The 17,821-nt window shown below is 63.0% G+C and carries 17 protein-coding genes; 11 read left to right on the top strand and 6 right to left on the bottom strand.

Annotation, left to right across the window (positions count from 1 at the left end; translation table 11 throughout):
• Nucleotides 1-16: 16 nt before the first annotated feature.
• Nucleotides 17-1,366 carry a M23 family metallopeptidase gene (locus tag QN397_RS04190; RefSeq protein ID WP_323495753.1) on the bottom strand — a complete coding sequence of 450 codons (1,350 nt, stop codon included), beginning with the start codon at nucleotides 1,364-1,366 and terminating at the stop codon, nucleotides 17-19.
• A gap of 161 nt (nucleotides 1,367-1,527) precedes the next feature.
• On the opposite strand from QN397_RS04190, the gene tyrS reads away from it, so the two are divergent.
• Nucleotides 1,528-2,760, top strand: a complete 1,233-nt coding sequence (gene tyrS / locus QN397_RS04195) for a tyrosine--tRNA ligase (RefSeq protein ID WP_323495752.1) — start codon at nucleotides 1,528-1,530, stop codon at nucleotides 2,758-2,760.
• Nucleotides 2,761-2,796: 36 nt separating this feature from the next.
• Here tyrS and QN397_RS04200 read toward each other — a convergent pair whose 3' ends face one another.
• Together QN397_RS04200 and QN397_RS04205 are read right to left on the bottom strand one after the other, a co-directional pair.
• Nucleotides 2,797-3,417 (bottom strand): OmpA family protein, encoded by a 621-nt coding sequence (locus QN397_RS04200; RefSeq protein ID WP_323495751.1) that lies wholly within the window; start codon nucleotides 3,415-3,417, stop codon nucleotides 2,797-2,799.
• Nucleotides 3,414-3,902: a FecR family protein gene (locus QN397_RS04205; protein ID WP_323495750.1), complete on the bottom strand. Its 489-nt coding sequence runs from the start codon at nucleotides 3,900-3,902 to the stop codon at nucleotides 3,414-3,416. The genes QN397_RS04200 and QN397_RS04205 overlap by 4 nt, the downstream gene beginning before the upstream one ends.
• 122 nt (nucleotides 3,903-4,024) lie before the next feature.
• On the opposite strand from QN397_RS04205, the gene QN397_RS04210 reads away from it, so the two are divergent.
• Entirely contained in the window at nucleotides 4,025-4,987 is a 963-nt protein-coding gene (locus tag QN397_RS04210; RefSeq protein WP_323495749.1) for a cation diffusion facilitator family transporter, read from the top strand.
• A 48-nt stretch (nucleotides 4,988-5,035) separates the two neighbouring features.
• On the opposite strand, the gene ybeY is transcribed toward QN397_RS04210, so the two are convergent.
• Both ybeY and QN397_RS04220 read right to left on the bottom strand, forming a co-directional pair.
• Entirely contained in the window at nucleotides 5,036-5,488 is a 453-nt protein-coding gene (ybeY, locus tag QN397_RS04215; protein ID WP_323495748.1) for an rRNA maturation RNase YbeY, read from the bottom strand.
• A 1-nt stretch (nucleotide 5,489) separates the two neighbouring features.
• Nucleotides 5,490-6,440, bottom strand: a complete 951-nt coding sequence (locus tag QN397_RS04220; protein ID WP_323495747.1) for a PhoH family protein — start codon at nucleotides 6,438-6,440, stop codon at nucleotides 5,490-5,492.
• A 153-nt stretch (nucleotides 6,441-6,593) separates the two neighbouring features.
• Between QN397_RS04220 and QN397_RS04225 the strand changes: the two genes are divergently transcribed.
• The 4 genes from QN397_RS04225 (at nucleotide 6,594) to QN397_RS04240 (ending at nucleotide 11,341) form a co-directional block, all read left to right on the top strand.
• Entirely contained in the window at nucleotides 6,594-8,606 is a 2,013-nt protein-coding gene (locus QN397_RS04225; protein ID WP_323495746.1) for a serine protease, read from the top strand.
• A gap of 36 nt (nucleotides 8,607-8,642) precedes the next feature.
• Entirely contained in the window at nucleotides 8,643-9,215 is a 573-nt protein-coding gene (gene ruvA, locus QN397_RS04230) for a Holliday junction branch migration protein RuvA (protein ID WP_323495745.1), read from the top strand.
• Nucleotides 9,216-9,308: 93 nt separating this feature from the next.
• Nucleotides 9,309-10,370: a Holliday junction branch migration DNA helicase RuvB gene (gene ruvB, locus QN397_RS04235; protein WP_323495744.1), complete on the top strand. Its 1,062-nt coding sequence runs from the start codon at nucleotides 9,309-9,311 to the stop codon at nucleotides 10,368-10,370.
• 86 nt (nucleotides 10,371-10,456) lie between these two features.
• Nucleotides 10,457-11,341, top strand: a complete 885-nt coding sequence (locus QN397_RS04240) for a UDP-2,3-diacylglucosamine diphosphatase (protein WP_187053126.1) — start codon at nucleotides 10,457-10,459, stop codon at nucleotides 11,339-11,341.
• Here QN397_RS04240 and QN397_RS04245 read toward each other — a convergent pair whose 3' ends face one another.
• A complete protein-coding gene (locus QN397_RS04245) occupies nucleotides 11,342-11,956 on the bottom strand; it encodes an XRE family transcriptional regulator (protein ID WP_323495743.1) in 615 nt (204 codons plus the stop codon).
• A gap of 68 nt (nucleotides 11,957-12,024) precedes the next feature.
• Between QN397_RS04245 and argE the strand changes: the two genes are divergently transcribed.
• The 5 genes from argE to QN397_RS04270 all read left to right on the top strand — a co-directional run bounded on the left by argE (nucleotide 12,025) and on the right by QN397_RS04270 (nucleotide 17,749).
• Entirely contained in the window at nucleotides 12,025-13,191 is a 1,167-nt protein-coding gene (gene argE / locus QN397_RS04250) for an acetylornithine deacetylase (RefSeq protein ID WP_323500158.1), read from the top strand.
• A gap of 20 nt (nucleotides 13,192-13,211) precedes the next feature.
• Entirely contained in the window at nucleotides 13,212-14,501 is a 1,290-nt protein-coding gene (locus QN397_RS04255) for an MFS transporter (RefSeq protein WP_323500159.1), read from the top strand.
• Nucleotides 14,498-15,487 carry a threonine/serine dehydratase gene (locus QN397_RS04260; RefSeq protein WP_323495740.1) on the top strand — a complete coding sequence of 330 codons (990 nt, stop codon included), beginning with the start codon at nucleotides 14,498-14,500 and terminating at the stop codon, nucleotides 15,485-15,487. The genes QN397_RS04255 and QN397_RS04260 overlap by 4 nt, the downstream gene beginning before the upstream one ends.
• Before the next feature lie 30 nt (nucleotides 15,488-15,517).
• On the top strand, nucleotides 15,518-16,531 hold the full coding sequence (locus QN397_RS04265; RefSeq protein ID WP_323495739.1) for an ornithine cyclodeaminase family protein: 1,014 nt from the start codon (nucleotides 15,518-15,520) through the stop codon (nucleotides 16,529-16,531).
• Nucleotides 16,532-16,600: 69 nt separating this feature from the next.
• A complete protein-coding gene (locus QN397_RS04270) occupies nucleotides 16,601-17,749 on the top strand; it encodes an ABC transporter substrate-binding protein (RefSeq protein WP_187053120.1) in 1,149 nt (382 codons plus the stop codon).
• Nucleotides 17,750-17,821: the final 72 nt, after the last annotated feature.

The raw sequence follows: 17,821 nt of genomic DNA on the forward strand, positions 1-17,821 counted from the left end.
TCGATGGTGCGGTCGGTCAGTCGGCGCTGGCCTGGACCACAGAGAACGCGGCTGCCAATTCGGTGCGCGTTGCGACCGCCAATTTCTCGAACGCGGGACGCGATGCTGCCGCGATCGGCGTCATGTCGCCGTCCTGTTTGGCGATGACCGCCGGATCGGTGTACTCACCGTTCACTCGGTACTCGAAGTGCAGATGCGGGCCGGTCGCCCAGCCCGTACTGCCGACAGCACCGATGAACTGGCTTTGGGCCACGCTCTGCCCGACCTTGACGTCCATGCGGCTCAGATGCGCATACACGGTGCTCAGGTCGTTTCGGTGCTTGACGATGATGATGTTGCCGTAGCCACTTTGCTGCCCAGCGAATTCGACAACGCCATCGCCGACGGCTCGAACCGCCGTGCCCGAAGGTGCCGCGAAGTCAATGCCGTTATGTTGACGCCAGGTGTTCAAAATCGGGTGCATCCGCATCGCGAAACCGCTAGAGATGCGCGAAAACTCGACCGGCGAACTCAGGAACGCGTGACGCAAGCTGTCGCCGTTCGGCCTGAAGTAGCCACCCTTGCGGCCCGGCTCCTGGAACCACAGCGCCTGGTGGATGTTGCCGCCGCTTTCGAACTCCGCCGCCAAAATACGGCCGCTGCGCATCGACTGGCCGTCGGCTTCGAAGGTTTCGTAGACGACAGCGAATCGATCGCCCTTGCGCAATTGACGGAAGTCGACATCGCCCGCGAAGACGTCGGCCAACTGGCTCGCGACAGCATCGGGAATGTTGGCATCGTCGGTTGCCGCAAAGAGCGACGTCCGGACCACGCCGCTCGCCAGGCGTGTACCGGCGGTCAGTGTGTCGGCTTCGGAACGCAGGATGAAGCCGACGCCCGCGCTTTCGACGACGAGGCGCTTGAAGCCGTCGCCGTCAGGAATCCAGCGTGCACTCAGCTTCTTGAGCCGATCTTCGTGCGTGACTTCGGCAGTGACAGTACGGCCGGCCCGGCTCAACAGCGCGGAGCGCGCCTCGGCGTTGCCGCGGATGTACGCCGATGCGGCCGGATCGCTTACGCCAAGGCGCCCGAGCAGCGCTTCAGCGGTGTCGCTCGAGCGCGTGGTTTCGCTGCGGAACAGTGTGAAGCTGAAAGCGTCTAGCGCCTCGGTCTGTGTTGAAACAGCAAGCGGCGTCACCGTTTCAAGCACCTGCTTTACCGGAATCTTGGCCGCGTCGGGGCCAAGCGAAGCAACCGCGAATGCACCACCGCCTGCGGACATCAAGACCGCTGCAATCACTGCGGTGATCTGCCTTGGGTACGTCCGGAATGTGTAGGCCACACGGGAAGCAAACAGCTCCTCGGCGGCAAGAAATCTGTCAATCAAAGCTCAAAAATCCAGATCAGGTTTCAGCGAATCCGTGAAGCAGAAGGCCTCAAGACGGAGGCGGCAACACGGCGCGGAAAAAAGCGCCGCTTAGAATCCGGCGCTTGCAAAGTCGGGCTCAGTATAGCTTCGGCAATACCCAAATCAGCCACAAAAGCCCAATGAATGCCGGTTCTGTTACATCCCAAGTCCTCTCCGATGGCGTAGGAAGAGCTCTCGAAATCTCGCTGCGTGGGGCTGAAGAATTGCTGCCCCAGGATGAGTGGATCAAAAAGCTTCAGCGCGCCGAGGCCACCGGCCAGACGCTGCGCATCAAGCTCGGCCTCGATCCGACGGCTCCGGACATTCATATCGGTCATACGGTGGTGCTGAACAAGCTGCGGCAGCTGCAGGATCTGGGCCACACCGTCATTTTTTTGATTGGCGACTTCACGACGACGATCGGCGACCCGTCCGGACGCAACACGACCCGGCCGCCGCTCACGCGCGAACAAATCGAGGCGAACGCGCAGACGTACTACCGTCAGGCCAGCCTGGTGCTCGATCCGTCCAGAACCGAGGTTCGATACAACTCTGAGTGGAGCGACCCGTTGGGCGCGCGCGGGATGATCCAGCTGGCGGCCAAATACACCGTCGCCCGGATGATGGAGCGCGACGATTTCAGCAAGCGATTCAAGGCGGGCCAGTCGATCTCTGTGCACGAGTTCCTGTATCCGTTGATGCAGGGCTACGACTCCGTGGCGCTCAAGTCGGACCTCGAGCTCGGCGGCACCGACCAAAAGTTTAACCTCTTGGTCGGGCGTCACCTTCAACAGGAGTATGGCCAAGAGCCGCAGTGCATACTCACTATGCCTTTGCTCGAAGGGCTCGATGGCGTCGAAAAGATGTCGAAGAGCAAGAACAATTACATCGGCATCAGCGAAGCGCCAAACACCATGTTTGCCAAGGTGCTATCGATTTCCGACGTGCTGATGTGGCGCTGGTACACCTTGCTGAGCTTCAAATCGCTCGCCGAGATCGCGGCGTTGAAGGCCGAGGTCGAAGGCGGGCGCAACCCGAAAGATGCCAAGGTCGCGCTCGCCAAGGAAATCACCGCGCGCTTTCACAGTGCCGCGGCAGCCGACGCGGCGGAGCAGGATTTCGTCAATCGCAGCAATGGCGGCGTGCCCGACGACATTCCTGAACTGACGCTGGAAGGCGCGCCGCTCGGCATCGCCCAACTGCTGAAGCAGGCCGGGCTGGCGCCGTCGACCTCAGAGGGCAACCGCCTGATCGAAGGCGGTGGTGTTCGTCTCGACTCGGTCGTCGTCAACGACAAGGCGCTGAAACTGCCAGCGGGCAGTTATGTGGTGCAGGTCGGGAAGCGCAAGTTCGTTCGCTTGACCTTGCGCTGAGCAAAGGCTGCGCCGGGTTCGAGCCCCGCCCGCCGTTCAGCGCACTTCGATCGTCACCCGTCGATTTCGCGGCTCCGGCGAATCGTCGGCGGTCGGTACCGCGAGTTCGCGTTCGCCGCGGCCGACCGCTTCGATCCGTGCCGCCGGAAACTGCCTGTCGATGAACATCTGACGCACTTGCTGCGCCCGGCGCATCGACAACTCGTCGTTAGACACGACTGCCCCAACCGTGTCGGTGTAGCCGGTGATCACGATATCGCTGCCGGCGCGTGCCATTGCCACCATCAACGCGGTGGTCATCTCGCGTTGAGATTCGGGCATCAGCGACGTGTTGCCTGCGTCGAAGTACACCGCGTAGCGCTGGGGTGCGGGCGGAACGAGGTCGAACAGCATGGTGTTGTCGGTGCGGACCCGTGCTGCATCGGTGTGGTCGAGCGAAGGCGCGCCGGTGCGGCCTGCTTTCACGGTGGCGCGCTGGTAAGGCTTGTCCAGCGTGATTTCGCCGCCGTTACTTCTGACCACCACTGCGGAGGGCCGCCCGTCCGGTTGCGGCAGCAACACGACGCGCGTGGCAGGCGTCGAGCAGCCCGCGAGCAGCGCGGCTGACAGGAGCGAAAAGCAGAGCGAAAACCAGATGACGCAGCGTGGCATGTTCATGGTTGCGGATCCGCCTGAACGATGAAATCGGTGCCGCGAATGCCGATCGTCGCGGTCTGTGTCTCGATACGAACCGCGTCCGGATGGGCCTTTCCGATCAGGCCGGAAATCATGCGCAGCGAGCCACGCAGCAGCGAGATCAACAGGCCGCCGTCCTGGGCGGTCGGATCGAAGCTGAACTCCTTCATGTCGAGTCGCGACGAAGGGCCGAGCACGAGCACGGTGCCATCGCGCAGCACCAGGCTCGCGGCCGAGTCCGTGCCAGTCACGATACGTTCGATGGGAGCAACCTCGTCGCCGGCATGTGCGGTACGCATCACGCCGGTGGCGCTGAGCAGTTGCACGTCGCCGCGCACGCTTTTGACGAAACCAGCCCGTTCTGGCGGTGGGGTGGCTTGTGCTGCCGCCGGCGCGATCGAAGCGATCGACGCGATGGCCGCCACAAGCAGCAGGGCGCTCAGCCGCGTCCAGGGTCTGAATCTCATCCGGGCCTCTTCTGAATCAAGGTGAGCGCCCGATGGTACGCGACGTGCTCCGCGCATGAGCCGTCCATAATTCCTGCGCCCCGCTGACCTCCCGTCGGCATTGCTGAAGCTCGGTGCCTCTTTTGCCTTCTTCCTCTTTCTCTTCTTCGATACAAAGTCTACTGACCCCAAAGGTGTTGTTGCGCCTGTCGATCGCGGTGGCGCTCGTCACCATCGTGCTGAAGGGAATGGCAGGCTACATCACGCATTCGATGGGGCTTATTTCCGACGCGATGGAGTCGTTCGTCAATCTCGCGAGCGCGATGTTCGCTCTCGCGATGGTGACCATTGCCGCGCGGCCGGCCGATGAAGACCATCCCTACGGCCATCACAAGGCCGAGTACTTCGCGTCTGGCTTCGAAGGCATCCTCATCATCGGCGCAGCGCTGGCGATCATGTGGGTCTCGATCGAGCGCTTGATGGCGCCGCGACCGATCGAGCAGCTGGGCTGGGGGCTGGCGCTGTCCATCGTCAGCACAGGCTTCAACGGCGCATTGGCGTGGGCGCTCTTCAGGGCGGCACGAGAGCACCGTTCGATCGCGCTGGAAGCTGATGGGCGGCACCTCGTCACCGATGTGTGGACTTCGGTCGCAGTCGTCGTCGGCATCGTCGCCGTGCATTTCACCGGCTGGTTGTGGCTCGATCCGCTGCTGGGCATCGGCGTGGCGCTCAACATCATTTTCGAAGGCGGCAAACTCGTTTGGCGCTCCTCGCAAGGGCTGATGGACGAGGCCATGCCGGCCGAATCCATGGCTGCGGTGCAAGCCACGCTCGACGGTTTTCTGGAGCGCGCCGGTGGTGGCGCTGGTGCGGTCAAGGCCGGGCCGATCCGCTTCGACGACATCGCGACCCGGCGCGCGGGGCAACGGCTCTTCGCCGACCTGCACATGCATGTGCCGGGCGACTGGCCGTTGCAACGTGCGGCCACTCTGCGTGATGAACTCGAGCAGGCGCTGATGGACAACGTGCCGGGTCTTCGGGTGACCATCCAGCTGCTGCCACTCAACATGGAAGCGCGCGCCGTTCAGATGGCGCCGGGTGCGTGACGGGTGCTCGACGGCGCATGACGCCCGCGCTGGCCTGCTGAGAAGGCGCTAGTACGGGTTGCGAATGCCCAGCCCGGCGAGGATTTCGATCTCGCGCGCTTCCATCTCTTCGGCATCGGCCTCGCCGGTTTCATGGTCCCAGCCCTGTGCGTGCAACGTGCCATGGACCAGCAGATGGGCGTAGTGCGCAGCCAGCGTTTTGCGCTGCTCTTTCGCCTCGCGCGCGACCACCGGCGCACACAGCACCAGGTCGGCCATCACCATCGGCTCTTGCGCATAGTCGAAGGTGAGCACGTTGGTGGCGTAGTCCTTGCCGCGAAACTCGCGGTTCAGTCGTTGACCTTCTTCGACATCGACGATGCGCACCGTGAGCTCGCCGTCGACATCGAGCGCGTGGCGAATCCAGCGCGTCACGCTGTGCCGGGGTAACGCCGCGCGATGGCGTTCGACGCCTTTGAACGGCACGAACTGCAACGAGAGTGAGAGGGCAGCGAGCGCCATGTCAGCGCGTGGGCGTCGCGCGTTTGCGCTGGCTGTCGTAGGCATCGACGATGCGCGCCACGAGGGGGTGCCGCACGACGTCGGCACTGGTGAAGTGCGTTACCGCGATGCCCTTGACCCGTTTCATGACGCGCTCGGCGTCGACGAGTCCGCTCAGCTGCGTCTTGGGCAAATCGATCTGGCTCACGTCGCCGGTCACCACAGCCTTGGCGCCGAAGCCGATCCGCGTGAGGAACATCTTCATTTGCTCGGGCGTCGTGTTCTGCGCCTCGTCGAGGATGATGAAGGCGTTGTTGAGCGTCCGGCCGCGCATGAAGGCGAGCGGTGCGATCTCCAGCGCGTTGCGCTCGAAGGCTTTCTGCACTTTGTCGAAGCCCATCAGGTCGTGAAGCGCGTCGTACAGCGGACGCAGGTACGGGTCGACTTTTTCGCTCAGATTGCCCGGCAGGAAGCCTAGCCGCTCGCCGGCCTCGACGGCGGGGCGGGTCAGCACGATGCGCTGCACGCTGCTGCGCTCCAGCGCATCGACCGCGCAGGCCACCGCCAGATAGGTCTTGCCGGTGCCGGCCGGCCCGATGCCGAAAGTGATGTCGTGGTTGGCGATGTTTTCGAGGTAAAGGCTTTGCGTCGGCGTGCGAGCACGCAAGTCGGCGCGGCGCGTGACCAGCGTCATCCCTTCGTCGTCGGCTTCGTCCATCGAACTGTCGCCTGCCAGCGTGAGCTGCACCACCGCCGCATCGATCGATCGTTGCGCGATCTCGTACAAGGCCTGCAGCACATCCATTGCACGTTGCGCGTTGACCTTGGGGCCGTCTATCTTGAACTGCTCGTGCCGGTGCGCGATTTTCACGTCGAGCGCCTCTTCGATGCGGCGCAAATGGGCATCGAGCGGGCCGCACAGGTGGCCGAGGCGGGTGTTGTTGTGAGGGGCGAAGGTGTGTCGAAGGAGCAAGGCGTGACCAGGCTGGAAGATTGGGCTGTGAATCATAGGCGTGGCTGACGCGGTACACGCGGCCAAATCAAATGAATCGACTGTGACGTAGTCGGTGGCGCACGACTTTTGTGGCAGACCAAACCAGGGCGCAATCTATCGGTTGGCGCCAGAATGCAGAGCGGTCAAGGTGGTCAAAGGGAGAGAAAAATTAAAGCTATTCGTCTATTGGGCGCGCTTGCATGTGCGCTATTGATTTCTGTCGCCGGATGCGGCGGTTCTGGCGGCTCAAGTGGTGGCAGTACCGTTGTGTTGCCCGTAGCCGCAGACCAGACTTCAAGCAAAGCGGCCGTCCCGGCACAGGCCGTCGTGCAGCCCGCGGAACCTTCCAAGGACCCGATTCTCATCGAGGCCAAGATAAGCGTTGGCGGGAGCCATGAAGTTGAACGGTTCAAGACGAGGGCGGCCGGTATGGCGCCCACTCCGGCACAAATCAGCCTAGGTGCGCTCACTGTTCAAGCTCCGACAATCCAGAAGTCAGCGCTTGCGCTTGTAGGCCTGCCGACAAAAATTGGCGTGGCTCGGCCTATTTCTGACACGGCGAGTCAACTGCAGGTCTCGGCGTTGATGGGTTGGACCACGCTACCGAATGGCGACAAGGTCTCGGCAATGCGCTTCGTCTCTCCAGATGCAAAAGGAGTGCGGTTGGGACTGCTGATCAAGGGCTTTCCTCTCGGAGCCACTGTTCGCTTTTATGCCGACAGTGCCGGCAAAATCTACGAAATTCCTGGCCAGGAAATTCTGACGACGATTCAACAAAACGTAGATGCTGGGGATTCGAGCGATGCCGCGCACACCTATTGGTCGCCCAATATGGGCGGCGAGGCCATCACAATCGAGGTTGAAGTGCCACCGGGAGCGCCGACAGACGCGGTCCAAATTTCGGTGCCATCGCTGTCGCATGTGCTCGCGGACATCCGGAAACTCGACTCCATCGCAAAAGTTGGAGAGGCGAGTTCTTGCACGATGGACGTGTCTTGCTCGTCGACTTACAACGAATTGAGCAAGTCGGTCGCGCTGATGGACTTCGTCGACAGCGGGGACGACTATGTTTGCACTGGCACCCTGCTGAATGACCGGTCGTCTTCGGGGACACCGTATTTTCTCAGCGCCAATCACTGCATTTCGAACCAAACGGTGGCATCCACGTTGTACACACTGTGGTTCTACAAATCTGCTTCGTGCAATAGCACGCAGGTGGACCCCAAGCTCGCAGCCATGGTCTCGGGCGCCACGTTGCTGTACAGCAGCGCTGATACAGACACCTCTTTCATGCGACTCAATACGACGCCACCGGCCGGCACTGTTTATGCAGGATCGAGCGCCTTCCCGCTCGGCTACTACGACGACGTGTATGGGGTCAGTCACCCCAAAGGCGATTTGCAGAAATACACCCTTGGCGATTACCTGGGCACGGGCAAATGCACTGGCGGAACATGCGCCTCATCGTCGGCTTCGAGTGCCCAATTCCTGCGGGTCCGGTGGACGCAGGGCGCGACCGAGGGAGGAAGTAGCGGCTCTGGACTCTTTGTTAAGCTCAACACAAAGGACTATCTGGTCGGACAGCTTTTTGGTGGTTACGGATCCTGCCAGAACCCCTTGGGGAATGATTACTACGGTCGATTCGACAAAGCGTATCAAGCGGGGTTGTCGCAATGGCTCGGCGCAACGTCGGGCACCGTGCGTGTCCCGATCTATCGCCTCTACAACCGCCGAGCGCAGAGCCATTTCTATACGGCTGATCCCGCGGAGCGTGACAATGCTATCCAGCACTCCCTGGACTACAGCTATGACGGAATCGCGTTTTATGCCTATGGGGCAGCCGGTACCGCCAGCGACACGGTCTTCCGTTTCTACGACGCACACACTGGTGAGCACTTCTATACGATCAACTCTTCCGAGCGAGACAACATCAAGGCCACCATTCCGTGGCTTTCTTTTGAAGGGCCAAGTTGGTATGCCAACATCGCTTCTGGCAAACAGACCAGTGCGATGTACCGATTCTTCAACACGCAAAACGGCACTCACTTCTACACAATCAATGCAACAGAGCGCGACACCATATTGCAGCGGTATCCGCAATATTCATTCGAGGGCGTCGGCTATTACGCTTGGACTGGACCCTAGTCAAATCGCACACCCGGGCCCAAATCTGGCTATCAAATGATCGGTAAGCTCACAGGAACTCTTGCCGAACGCAACCCGCCGCAGGTGGTGGTGGACTGCAACGGCGTCGGCTACGAGGTCGACGTGCCGATGAGCACCTTCTACAACCTGCCGCCGACGGGGGAGCGGGTGTCGCTGCTCACGCACTTCGTGGTCCGTGAAGACGCGCAGATCCTGTACGGCTTCGGCACAGCCGAGGAGCGCATGGCGTTTAGGCAGTTGATCAAAATCTCAGGCGTTGGCCCGCGCATGGCGCTGGGTGTGCTGTCGGGGCTCAGCGTGAGCGAGCTGGCGCAGGTCGTCACGCTGCAGGACACAGGTCGGCTGGTGAAGATTCCGGGCGTTGGCAAAAAGACAGCGGAGCGCCTGCTGTTGGAACTCAAAGGAAAACTCGGCGCCGACATCGCGCTGCCAGCGCATGCTGCCAACGACGCCCAGGGCGACATCCTCCAGGCGCTGGTGGCACTTGGATACAGCGACAAAGAAGCAGCCGCGGCATTGAAGGCACTGCCCAAGGATGTGGCGGTGGGCGACGGCATCAAGCTGGCGCTGAAGGCATTGGCCCGGTAATCGACAGGCGCGAGAAGCGCCTTGCGTCGCCGGAAGTATCGGGCGCGCAGAGCGCACTTGGGCCGACTAAACTGCCCTTACAGCCAACCGCCCATGACCATCCAGACCGACGACTTCGCCCCGGCCCCGCAACGCGTGGTGTCCGCGGCGCCCGCCTCGCCGAACGAAGAAGCGATCGAGCGCGCCTTGCGCCCCAAGCTGCTCGACGAATACGTCGGCCAGGCGAAGGTGCGCGAGCAGCTTGAAATTTTCATCGGGGCGGCGCGCATGCGCAACGAGGCGCTCGACCACGTGCTGCTGTTCGGCCCGCCCGGCCTGGGCAAGACCACGCTGAGCCACATCATCGCGGCGGAGCTCGGCGTCAACTTGCGGCAGACCTCGGGGCCAGTGCTCGAGAAGCCGAAAGACCTGGCGGCACTGCTGACCAATCTGGAGCGCAACGATGTGCTCTTCATCGACGAGATCCATCGGCTGTCGCCGGTCGTCGAAGAGATCCTCTACCCCGCGCTGGAGGACTACCAGATCGACATCATGATCGGCGAAGGCCCGGCGGCGCGCAGCATCAAGCTCGATCTGCAGCCCTTCACGCTGGTCGGCGCAACCACGCGCGCTGGCATGCTGACCAATCCGCTGCGCGACCGCTTCGGCATCGTGGCGCGGCTGGAGTTCTACACGCCCGAAGAACTGGCGCGCATCGTGCGGCGCAGTGCAGGGTTGCTCAAGGTCGAGATGGACGAGGCCGGGGGCTTCGAGATCGCGCGCCGTTCGCGCGGCACGCCACGCATCGCCAACCGACTGTTGCGGCGGGTGCGCGACTATGCGCAAGTGAAGGGCGACGGGCGCATCACCGAACACATCGCGCACAAGGCGCTGGCGATGCTCGACGTCGATCCCCAGGGCCTGGACCTGATGGACCGCAAGCTGCTCGAGGCCGTGATCCATCGTTTCGACGGCGGTCCGGTCGGGCTCGACAACGTGGCGGCCAGCATCGGCGAAGAGCGTGACACGATTGAAGACGTGATCGAGCCCTACCTGATCCAGCAAGGCTACCTGCAGCGCACGCCGCGCGGCCGCATCGCCACGCTGGCGGCTTATCGGCATCTCGGGGTCGTTCCGCCGTCACATCGATCGAGCGACAGTGATCTGCTGATCTGACGCGCCTGCGGCTGCTGAGCCGTTGTCACCGAACCGTCTTGCCGTTGCCATGCGGACGTCACGCAGCACCGCGACGCTACGCATCCATGCAACGCGACGATGCTTTTCTCCGCGCATGGCGCGACAACGCAACCGGCACTTCGGCGCCGGACGACGATGACGCAACGCGGCCGTCGCAACGCTTTCGCACGCTGTGGATCTCCGACCTGCATCTGGGCACGCCCGGCTGCCAGGCACGCGCATTGCTCGACTTCCTGAAGCACACCGAGTGCGAGACGCTGTTCCTCGTCGGCGACATCATCGACGGCTGGCAACTCAAGCGGCACTGGTACTGGCCCCAAGCGCACAACGACGTGATCCAGAAGCTGTTGCGCAAGGCACGCAAGGGCACCCGCGTGATCTTCATTCCGGGCAACCACGACGAGTTCGCGCGCAAGTATCTGAACCACAACTTCGGCGGCATCGACGTCGCCGACGAATGGATTCATGAAATGGCCGATGGCCGCAAGCTCTGGGTGATGCACGGCGACCTGTTCGACGGCGTGATCCAGTGCGCGAAGTGGCTTGCGCATGTCGGCGACTCGCTCTACGAGTTCACTCTGAAGCTCAACCGGCACCTGAACTCACTGCGCGCGCGCATGGGGCTGCCGTACTGGTCGCTCTCGAAGTATCTGAAGCAGAAGGTGAAGCGGGCGGTCAGCTACGTCGGTGACTTCGAGGTTGCCGTCGCACGCGAGGCGCGCAAGCGCGGTGTGCAGGGCGTCGTGTGCGGGCACATCCACCATGCCGAGATGCGCGACATCGACGGCATCCTCTACTGCAACGACGGCGACTGGGTGGAGAGCCTGACCGCGCTGGCGGAGCACGCCGATGGACGGCTCGAAATCATCGAGTGGGCACAGCACATGCCATCGGGCGCGCAGACGATTGCCGGGACGCAGCTCGCACCGGAACCGGCGATCGCGGCCTGATCAGCGGCTGCCGTCGATCGACGGATGTCCCGGCTCGTTGCAGCACACCACCAGGATCTGCGCACCTTCCTTGCCGCCGTTGACGTAGAGGTGGCCGAGGCCGCTGTCGAAGTAGATGCTGTCGTTCTTCTCGAGCCTTTCGACGCGGCCGTCGGCAAAGTGCATCTCGAGTGCACCGTCGAGCACGAAGATGAACTCCTCTCCCGGATGCTTGCTGAACTGGCCCGGCCGCAACACCGAGTTGGCCTCGATGCGGCCCATCATCGGCGTCATCTTTTTCGACGTGACCTGCGTTGCGAGCATGCCGTAGAGGTAGCGCTCGGAGTGGTACTCGACCACGTCCTTGCTGCGCGTGACGACGACACTGCCTGACAAGAAACCTGACGGTTGCGTGCCGAACAGCGTCGACAAGTCGAGCTGCAGCGCCGCTGCCAATGCGGCGAATTTTTCGTAGCTGAGCGCCAGCAAGCCGCGCTCCGCTTTCGAGATCGAGGCCACTGAAACCTGCGATTTCGCAGCCAGGTCGGAAAGCGTCAAGCGCTGTGCCAGCCGGGCGCTGCGCAGCCGGCCACCGAGCTCCGACTTGTCGAGAACAACAGAATCGGATGCTTGCATTTTCCTTTTCTTATCTGAAAATTTTCGCATATGATAATTCTGTGACCACCTTGAAGGACCCGACGCCAATGCCGATTTCTCTTTCCTGGATCGAGAAGTTGATCCGCATCGAAACGACCAGCTTTGAGTCTAATCTGGGCCTCATCGAGACGGTCCGGGACGACCTCGAGCGGCATGGTGCCAGGTCGACGCTCACTTACGAAGCCACCGGCAGGAAGGCGAATGTCTTCGCGACCTTGCCCGCGGCCGACGGTTCGACGCAAGGCGGCATCGTGCTTTCGGGGCACACCGACACGGTGCCGGTCAAAGGGCAGAAATGGGACAGCGGCCCCTTTGAGCCGACGGTGCGCGAAGGCAAGCTCTTCGGCCGCGGCACCTGCGACATGAAGGGCTTCATCGGCGTGGCGCTCACGCTGCTGCCGGAGATGAAAGCCGCGCGGCTCAAGGAGCCGATCCACTTCGCCTTCTCGTGCGATGAAGAGCTTGGCTGCGTCGGCGCGCCCTACATGCTGGCCGACCTCAAGGCGCGTGGCATCCATGCCAATGGCTGCATCGTCGGTGAGCCGCCCGACATGCGCGTCATCGTGGCGCACAAGGGCATCAACGCGTACCGCTGCCGTGTGCACGGGCATGCGGCGCATTCGTCGTTGACGCCGCATGGCCTCAACGCAATCGAGTACGCCGCACGGCTGATCTGCTTCATCCGCGACCAGGCCGATCAGTATCGACGCGATGGGCCTTTCGACAACGCGTTCGACGTGCCCTTCACCACGCTACAGACCGGCACCATCAGCGGCGGCATTGCGATCAACACGATTCCCTCGCAGTGCGAGTTTGGATTCGAATACCGCAACCTGCCGGGCGTCGACAGCGCGCCGATCATCGAGCGCATCAAGGACTACGCGACCAACACGCTGTTGCCGCGAATGAAAAACGAGCACGCGGGCGCGGCCATCGACTTCGAACTGCTGGCCACCGCGCCTACGCTCGATGCATCGGAGCAGGCGGCCATCACGCAACTGGTTCGCGCGCTCACCGGCGACCGCGATGTGCGCAAGGTGGCCTACGGCACGGAAGCGGGACTGTTCCAGCAATTGGGCATCCCTTCTGTGGTGTGCGGGCCGGGCAGCATCGAAGACGCACATAAGGCCAACGAGTTCGTTACCTTGGCGCAGATCGAACAGTGCGAGTCCTTCATGCGCAAGCTGATTCGCAGCATGTCGCTGCCGGGCTGATTTTTGGAAAGAACAAACACATGAGCCAAGTAACCGCCGGCGTGCTGCGCCACCCCGCCGCGATAACAGAAACGCCACCGTGGCGCGCCGTCATTGCAGCATCGATCGGCAATGCGCTCGAATGGTTCGACCTGGTGGTCTACGGCTTCTTTGCCGCGACCATCTCCAAGCTCTTTTTTCCGACGGGCGACGACACGGTGTCGCTGCTGCTCACGCTCGGCACCTTCGGCGTCTCGTTCTTCTTGCGACCGCTCGGTGCCATCGTCATCGGCGCCTACGCCGACCGCGCCGGGCGCAAGGCGGCGCTCACCTTGTCGATCGTCCTGATGTTCACCGGCACCCTGATGATTTCTATCGTGCCGACCTACAGCAGCATCGGCTTGTTTGCGCCGGCGGTGCTGGTGGTGGCGCGAATGATCCAGGGCTTCTCGGCCGGCGGCGAATTCGGCAGCGCAACAGCCTTTCTCGCCGAGCATGCGCCGAAGCGCCGCGGCTTTTTCTCGAGCTGGCAAGTCGCGAGCCAGGGCCTCACGACCTTGCTGGCGGCCGGCTTCGGCGCGGTGCTCACGAGCACGCTCACGGGTGACCAGATGGCGGCGTGGGGCTGGCGCATTCCGTTCATCTTCGGCCTCCTCATCGGCCCGGTGGCGTACTACATCCGCCGCAATGTCGACGAGAGCCCGGAGTTCGCGAAGATCGAAGCGACGACGACCCCCATCCGCGACACCTTCGCGCACCAGAAGGAACGCCTGCTGCTCGCGATCGGCATCGTGATCCTCGGCACGGTCGCGACCTACCTCGTGCTCTTCATGCCGACCTACGGCGTGAAGCAGCTCGGCCTGCCGGCGTCGGTCGTGTTCACGGCCACGATGATGGTCGGCATCATCCAGATGATCTTCGCGCCCGTCATCGGGCATCTGTCGGACACCGTCGGGCGTGTGCGCATCATGCTGACCGCCGCGGTGCTGCTGCTGGTGCTGATCTATCCGATGTTCGCGCTGCTGGTCGCGAGCCCGAGCTTCGGCACGCTGCTGCTCGTCGAGATCGTGTTCGGTTGCCTGATGACGGCGTACTTCGCGCCGGTACCGGCGCTGCTGTCGGAACTGTTTCCGACCCAGACCCGCACCACAGGACTCTCTTTGAGCTACAACACGGCGGTGACGATCTTCGGTGGATTCGCGCCCTTCATTCTGACCTGGCTCATCAGCGTGACGCACGACAAGCTGTCGCCGAGCTACTACCTGATCTTTGCCGCCATCGTCAGCATCATTGCCTTGCTCTTCACGCGCAGCCGGCTGGGTTTTAAATGACGATCGACGGCCAACCCGTACCCACGCTCGAAGCCATCCGCGAGTTGAGCGCCGCGCTCGAGCCCTACGTCTTCAAGACGCCGGTGCTCGACAAGGACGCTCTGGCCGACCTCGCCGGTACGCGCCTCAACTTCAAGTTCGAACTGCTGCAAGCCAGCGGCACCTTCAAGGCACGTGGCGCGTTCTCCAACATGCTGGCGCTCGACGACAAGCAGCGGCAGGCCGGCGTGACCTGCGTGAGCGCCGGCAACCATGCGGTGGCGGTGGCCTACGCCGCCATGAAGCTCGGCATCGGCGCCAAGGTCGTGATGATCAAGACCGCCAGCCCGTTCCGGGTGGCGCTGTGCCACCAGTACGGCGCTGAAGTCGTGATGGCCGACAACGGCGCGGCGGCGTTCGAGCGCGTGCGCCAGATTGAGCAGGAAGAGGGGCGCTTCTTCGTGCACCCGTTCAACGGCTACCGCACGGTGCTCGGTACCGCGACGCTCGGCTACGAATGGGCGACCCAGGCGCCTGCGCTCGACGCGGTCATCCTGCCGATCGGCGGCGGTGGTCTGGCAGCTGGCGTGGCCACGGCTTTCAAGTTGGTGCAGCCCGACTGCAAGGTCTACGGTGTCGAGCCCGAAGGCGCTGACGGCATGGCGCAGAGCTTCAGGGCCGGTCACCCGATCAAGATGGGCCCGATGCAAGGCATCGCCGACAGCCTGATGGCGCCGCACACCGAGGCTTACAGCTACGAGCTTTGCAGTCGCAGCATCGACCGGCTCGTGACAGTGTCCGACGACCAGATCCGCAGGGCCATGCTGCACCTGTTCGAAGAACTCAAACTGTCGCCCGAGCCTGCCTGCGCGGCCGCCACGGCTGGCTTGCTCGGCCCGTTGCGCGAGGAGCTCGAAGGCCAACGCGTGGGCGTGCTGCTGTGCGGCACCAACACTGATCTTCCGACGTTGACGAAGCACCTGGACGCGGCCCGCGCTCATGGATGATTCGCGGCACGCGTCCTGGATGAATCAGGCATGACTGCCAGTGCGGTCGACGTCGTCGAGCCTGTACTGTTTCTTGCCCAGCAGGAAGTCGCCCGACTCCTGAGCGTGCCCGACTGCATCGACCTGATGTCGGACGCCATGGCCGCACTTGCGCAGGGCGAAGTGCACCAGCCCTTGCGTCAGATCGTCAGTCCGCCCGGCGCAAAAGGTCTGCTGGGATTGATGCCGGCTTACATCGGCGGGGCCGACCCGGTCTACGGCGCCAAGACCGGTGGCTTCTTCCCCGGCAACAGCGCGCTCGGGCTGGACCCGCACCAGGGCTGCGTACTGCTGTTCAGCGGCGAGACCGGCGCATTGATGGCGGTGATGTCGGCCTCGGAAATCACCGGCATCCGCACCGCGGCGATGACCGGCCTTGCGACGCGCCTGCTGGCGAGGCCCGACGCTTCGAAGCTCGCCTTGATCGGCAGCGGCCATCAGGCGCATTGGCAGTTGCAGGCCGTGGCGGCTGCCCGGCCGCTCACTTCGGTCAAGGTTGCCGCCCGCAGTCTGGCCAGCGCACGGGCGTTCGTGGCGGTGGAACAGCCCGCCTATGGGTTCGTCATGGAAGCGGTGGGGTCTGCAGAGGCCGCGGTGCGCGACGCAGACATCGTCGTTACCGTCACGAATGCGCGCGAGCCGATCCTTCTCGATGCCTGGATCGCGCCGGGTACGCACATCAACGCGGTCGGCTCCAGCACGCCGGCCTATTGCGAGATCGAGCCGGCGCTGATGGGCCGGGCGTCGCTGTTCGTCGATCGGCGCGAGTCGACGCTTGCCGAATCGGGCGACTATCTGAACGCATTGCGTGCTGGCCTCGTGAGCCCCGCGAGCTTGCGTGCAGAGATTGGCGAACTGGTGATCGGTGCGCATCCGGGGCGTGGCGGTGCAAACGAAGTGACGCTCTTCAAGTCGCTCGGCATGGCGCTCGAAGATGTCGCGACGGCGCGCCTTTTGTACCTCCGCGCGAAGGCGGCACGAGTGGGAACCTGGCTGCCGATGTAGCCCGAGCAAATGCCCGGCCCCAAGCTGATTTATGCTTGGCGCTCGTTTTTTCCCCCCGAAAGACTCCAAATGAGACAACTTCCATTCAAGGCCACGCTGTTGGCTTTCGCAGCTTTCTGTGCCACGGCGCAGGCCGCCGATCTGAAGATTGGCGTGGCTGAAGCCCTTTCCGGCGGTGCCGCTCAGTACGGTGTCGCGATCCGCAACGGCCTCGAACTGGCCGCCGATGAGATCAATGCCGCCGGTGGCATCAACGGCGACAAGATCCAGCTCATCGTCGCCGATGAGCAAGGCAAAAAAGAAGAAGCGATCAACGTCTTCAAGAAGCTGATTTTTCAGGACCAGGTCCTGATGGTGTTCGGCCCGACCTTGTCCAATTCGGCGCAAGCTGGCGACCCGATCGCTCAAGCCGGCAAGACGGTGGCCTTCGGCACATCCAATACGGCCGACGGCATCACCTCGATCGGCGACTACGTCTTTCGCAACTCGGTGACCGAAGCCGACGTGCTGCCCGAGACCATCAAGATGGCGGTCAAGAAGGCCGGCATCAAGAAAGTCGCTGTCCTCTACGGCAACGACGACGTGTTCACCAAGAGCGGCTACGACAACTTCAAGAAGGCGCTCGACGACCTGAAGATCCCGGTGACGACCACCGAGACCTTCGCCAAGGGCGACGTCGACTTCAAGGCGCAACTGACCAAGATCAAGGCCAGCGGTGCCGATGCGATCGTGCTGTCGGCCTTGCTGGCCGAAGGCGCCCCGATCATGGTGCAGGCGCGCCAGCTCGGCCTCGCCGTGCCCTTCATCGGCGGCAACGGCATGAACTCGGCCAAGGTGTTCGATCTGGCCAAGGGCCAGTCCGACAACCTGTATGTCGGCAGCCCGTGGTCGTTGAGCAATGCGACGCCCGAGAACAGCAAGTTCATCAAGGGCTACAACGACAAGTACAAGGTGGCACCCGACCAGTTCGCGGCGCAGGCGTACGACGCGATGTACATCGCGGCGCAGGCCATCAAGACCGTGAAGCTGTCGGGCACCCTGGCGGCCGATCGCACCGCTTTGCGTGACGCGCTGCCGGCGGTGAAGTGGACCGGCGCTACCGGTGCATTCCAGTTTCGCCGCGCCACGGACAAGGCGGGCAAGCCGGCTGGCTACGACGCGCAACAAGTCCCGATCGTCAGCGTGACGAAGGGCGCTGAGTTCGTCATCGAGAAGTAGAACTCGCCCCCAGGTCGCTGCGCACTGCGTGTCGCGACTCCCACCCCCTGCCGGGGGCGACACCAGAGGTCC

It is taken from the genome of Variovorax sp. RTB1, assembly GCF_035018765.1.
In the GTDB taxonomy this organism is placed as follows: Bacteria; Pseudomonadota; Gammaproteobacteria; order Burkholderiales; family Burkholderiaceae_C; genus Variovorax.

What these genes read in the sequence shown, in the direction of transcription:
- tyrS (WP_323495752.1), top strand. Translation starts at nt 1,528, where the DNA reads ATGAATGCCGGTTCTGTTACATCCCAAGTCCTCTCCGATGGCGTAGGA.
- QN397_RS04200 (WP_323495751.1), bottom strand. Translation starts at nt 3,417, where the DNA reads ATGAACATGCCACGCTGCGTCATCTGGTTTTCGCTCTGCTTTTCGCTC.
- QN397_RS04205 (WP_323495750.1), bottom strand. Translation starts at nt 3,902, where the DNA reads ATGAGATTCAGACCCTGGACGCGGCTGAGCGCCCTGCTGCTTGTGGCG.
- ybeY (WP_323495748.1), bottom strand. Translation starts at nt 5,488, where the DNA reads ATGGCGCTCGCTGCCCTCTCACTCTCGTTGCAGTTCGTGCCGTTCAAA.
- QN397_RS04225 (WP_323495746.1), top strand. Translation starts at nt 6,594, where the DNA reads ATGCAGAGCGGTCAAGGTGGTCAAAGGGAGAGAAAAATTAAAGCTATT.
- ruvA (WP_323495745.1), top strand. Translation starts at nt 8,643, where the DNA reads ATGATCGGTAAGCTCACAGGAACTCTTGCCGAACGCAACCCGCCGCAG.
- ruvB (WP_323495744.1), top strand. Translation starts at nt 9,309, where the DNA reads ATGACCATCCAGACCGACGACTTCGCCCCGGCCCCGCAACGCGTGGTG.
- QN397_RS04240 (WP_187053126.1), top strand. Translation starts at nt 10,457, where the DNA reads ATGCAACGCGACGATGCTTTTCTCCGCGCATGGCGCGACAACGCAACC.
- QN397_RS04245 (WP_323495743.1), bottom strand. Translation starts at nt 11,956, where the DNA reads ATGCAAGCATCCGATTCTGTTGTTCTCGACAAGTCGGAGCTCGGTGGC.
- argE (WP_323500158.1), top strand. Translation starts at nt 12,025, where the DNA reads ATGCCGATTTCTCTTTCCTGGATCGAGAAGTTGATCCGCATCGAAACG.
- QN397_RS04255 (WP_323500159.1), top strand. Translation starts at nt 13,212, where the DNA reads ATGAGCCAAGTAACCGCCGGCGTGCTGCGCCACCCCGCCGCGATAACA.
- QN397_RS04260 (WP_323495740.1), top strand. Translation starts at nt 14,498, where the DNA reads ATGACGATCGACGGCCAACCCGTACCCACGCTCGAAGCCATCCGCGAG.
- QN397_RS04265 (WP_323495739.1), top strand. Translation starts at nt 15,518, where the DNA reads ATGACTGCCAGTGCGGTCGACGTCGTCGAGCCTGTACTGTTTCTTGCC.
- QN397_RS04270 (WP_187053120.1), top strand. Translation starts at nt 16,601, where the DNA reads ATGAGACAACTTCCATTCAAGGCCACGCTGTTGGCTTTCGCAGCTTTC.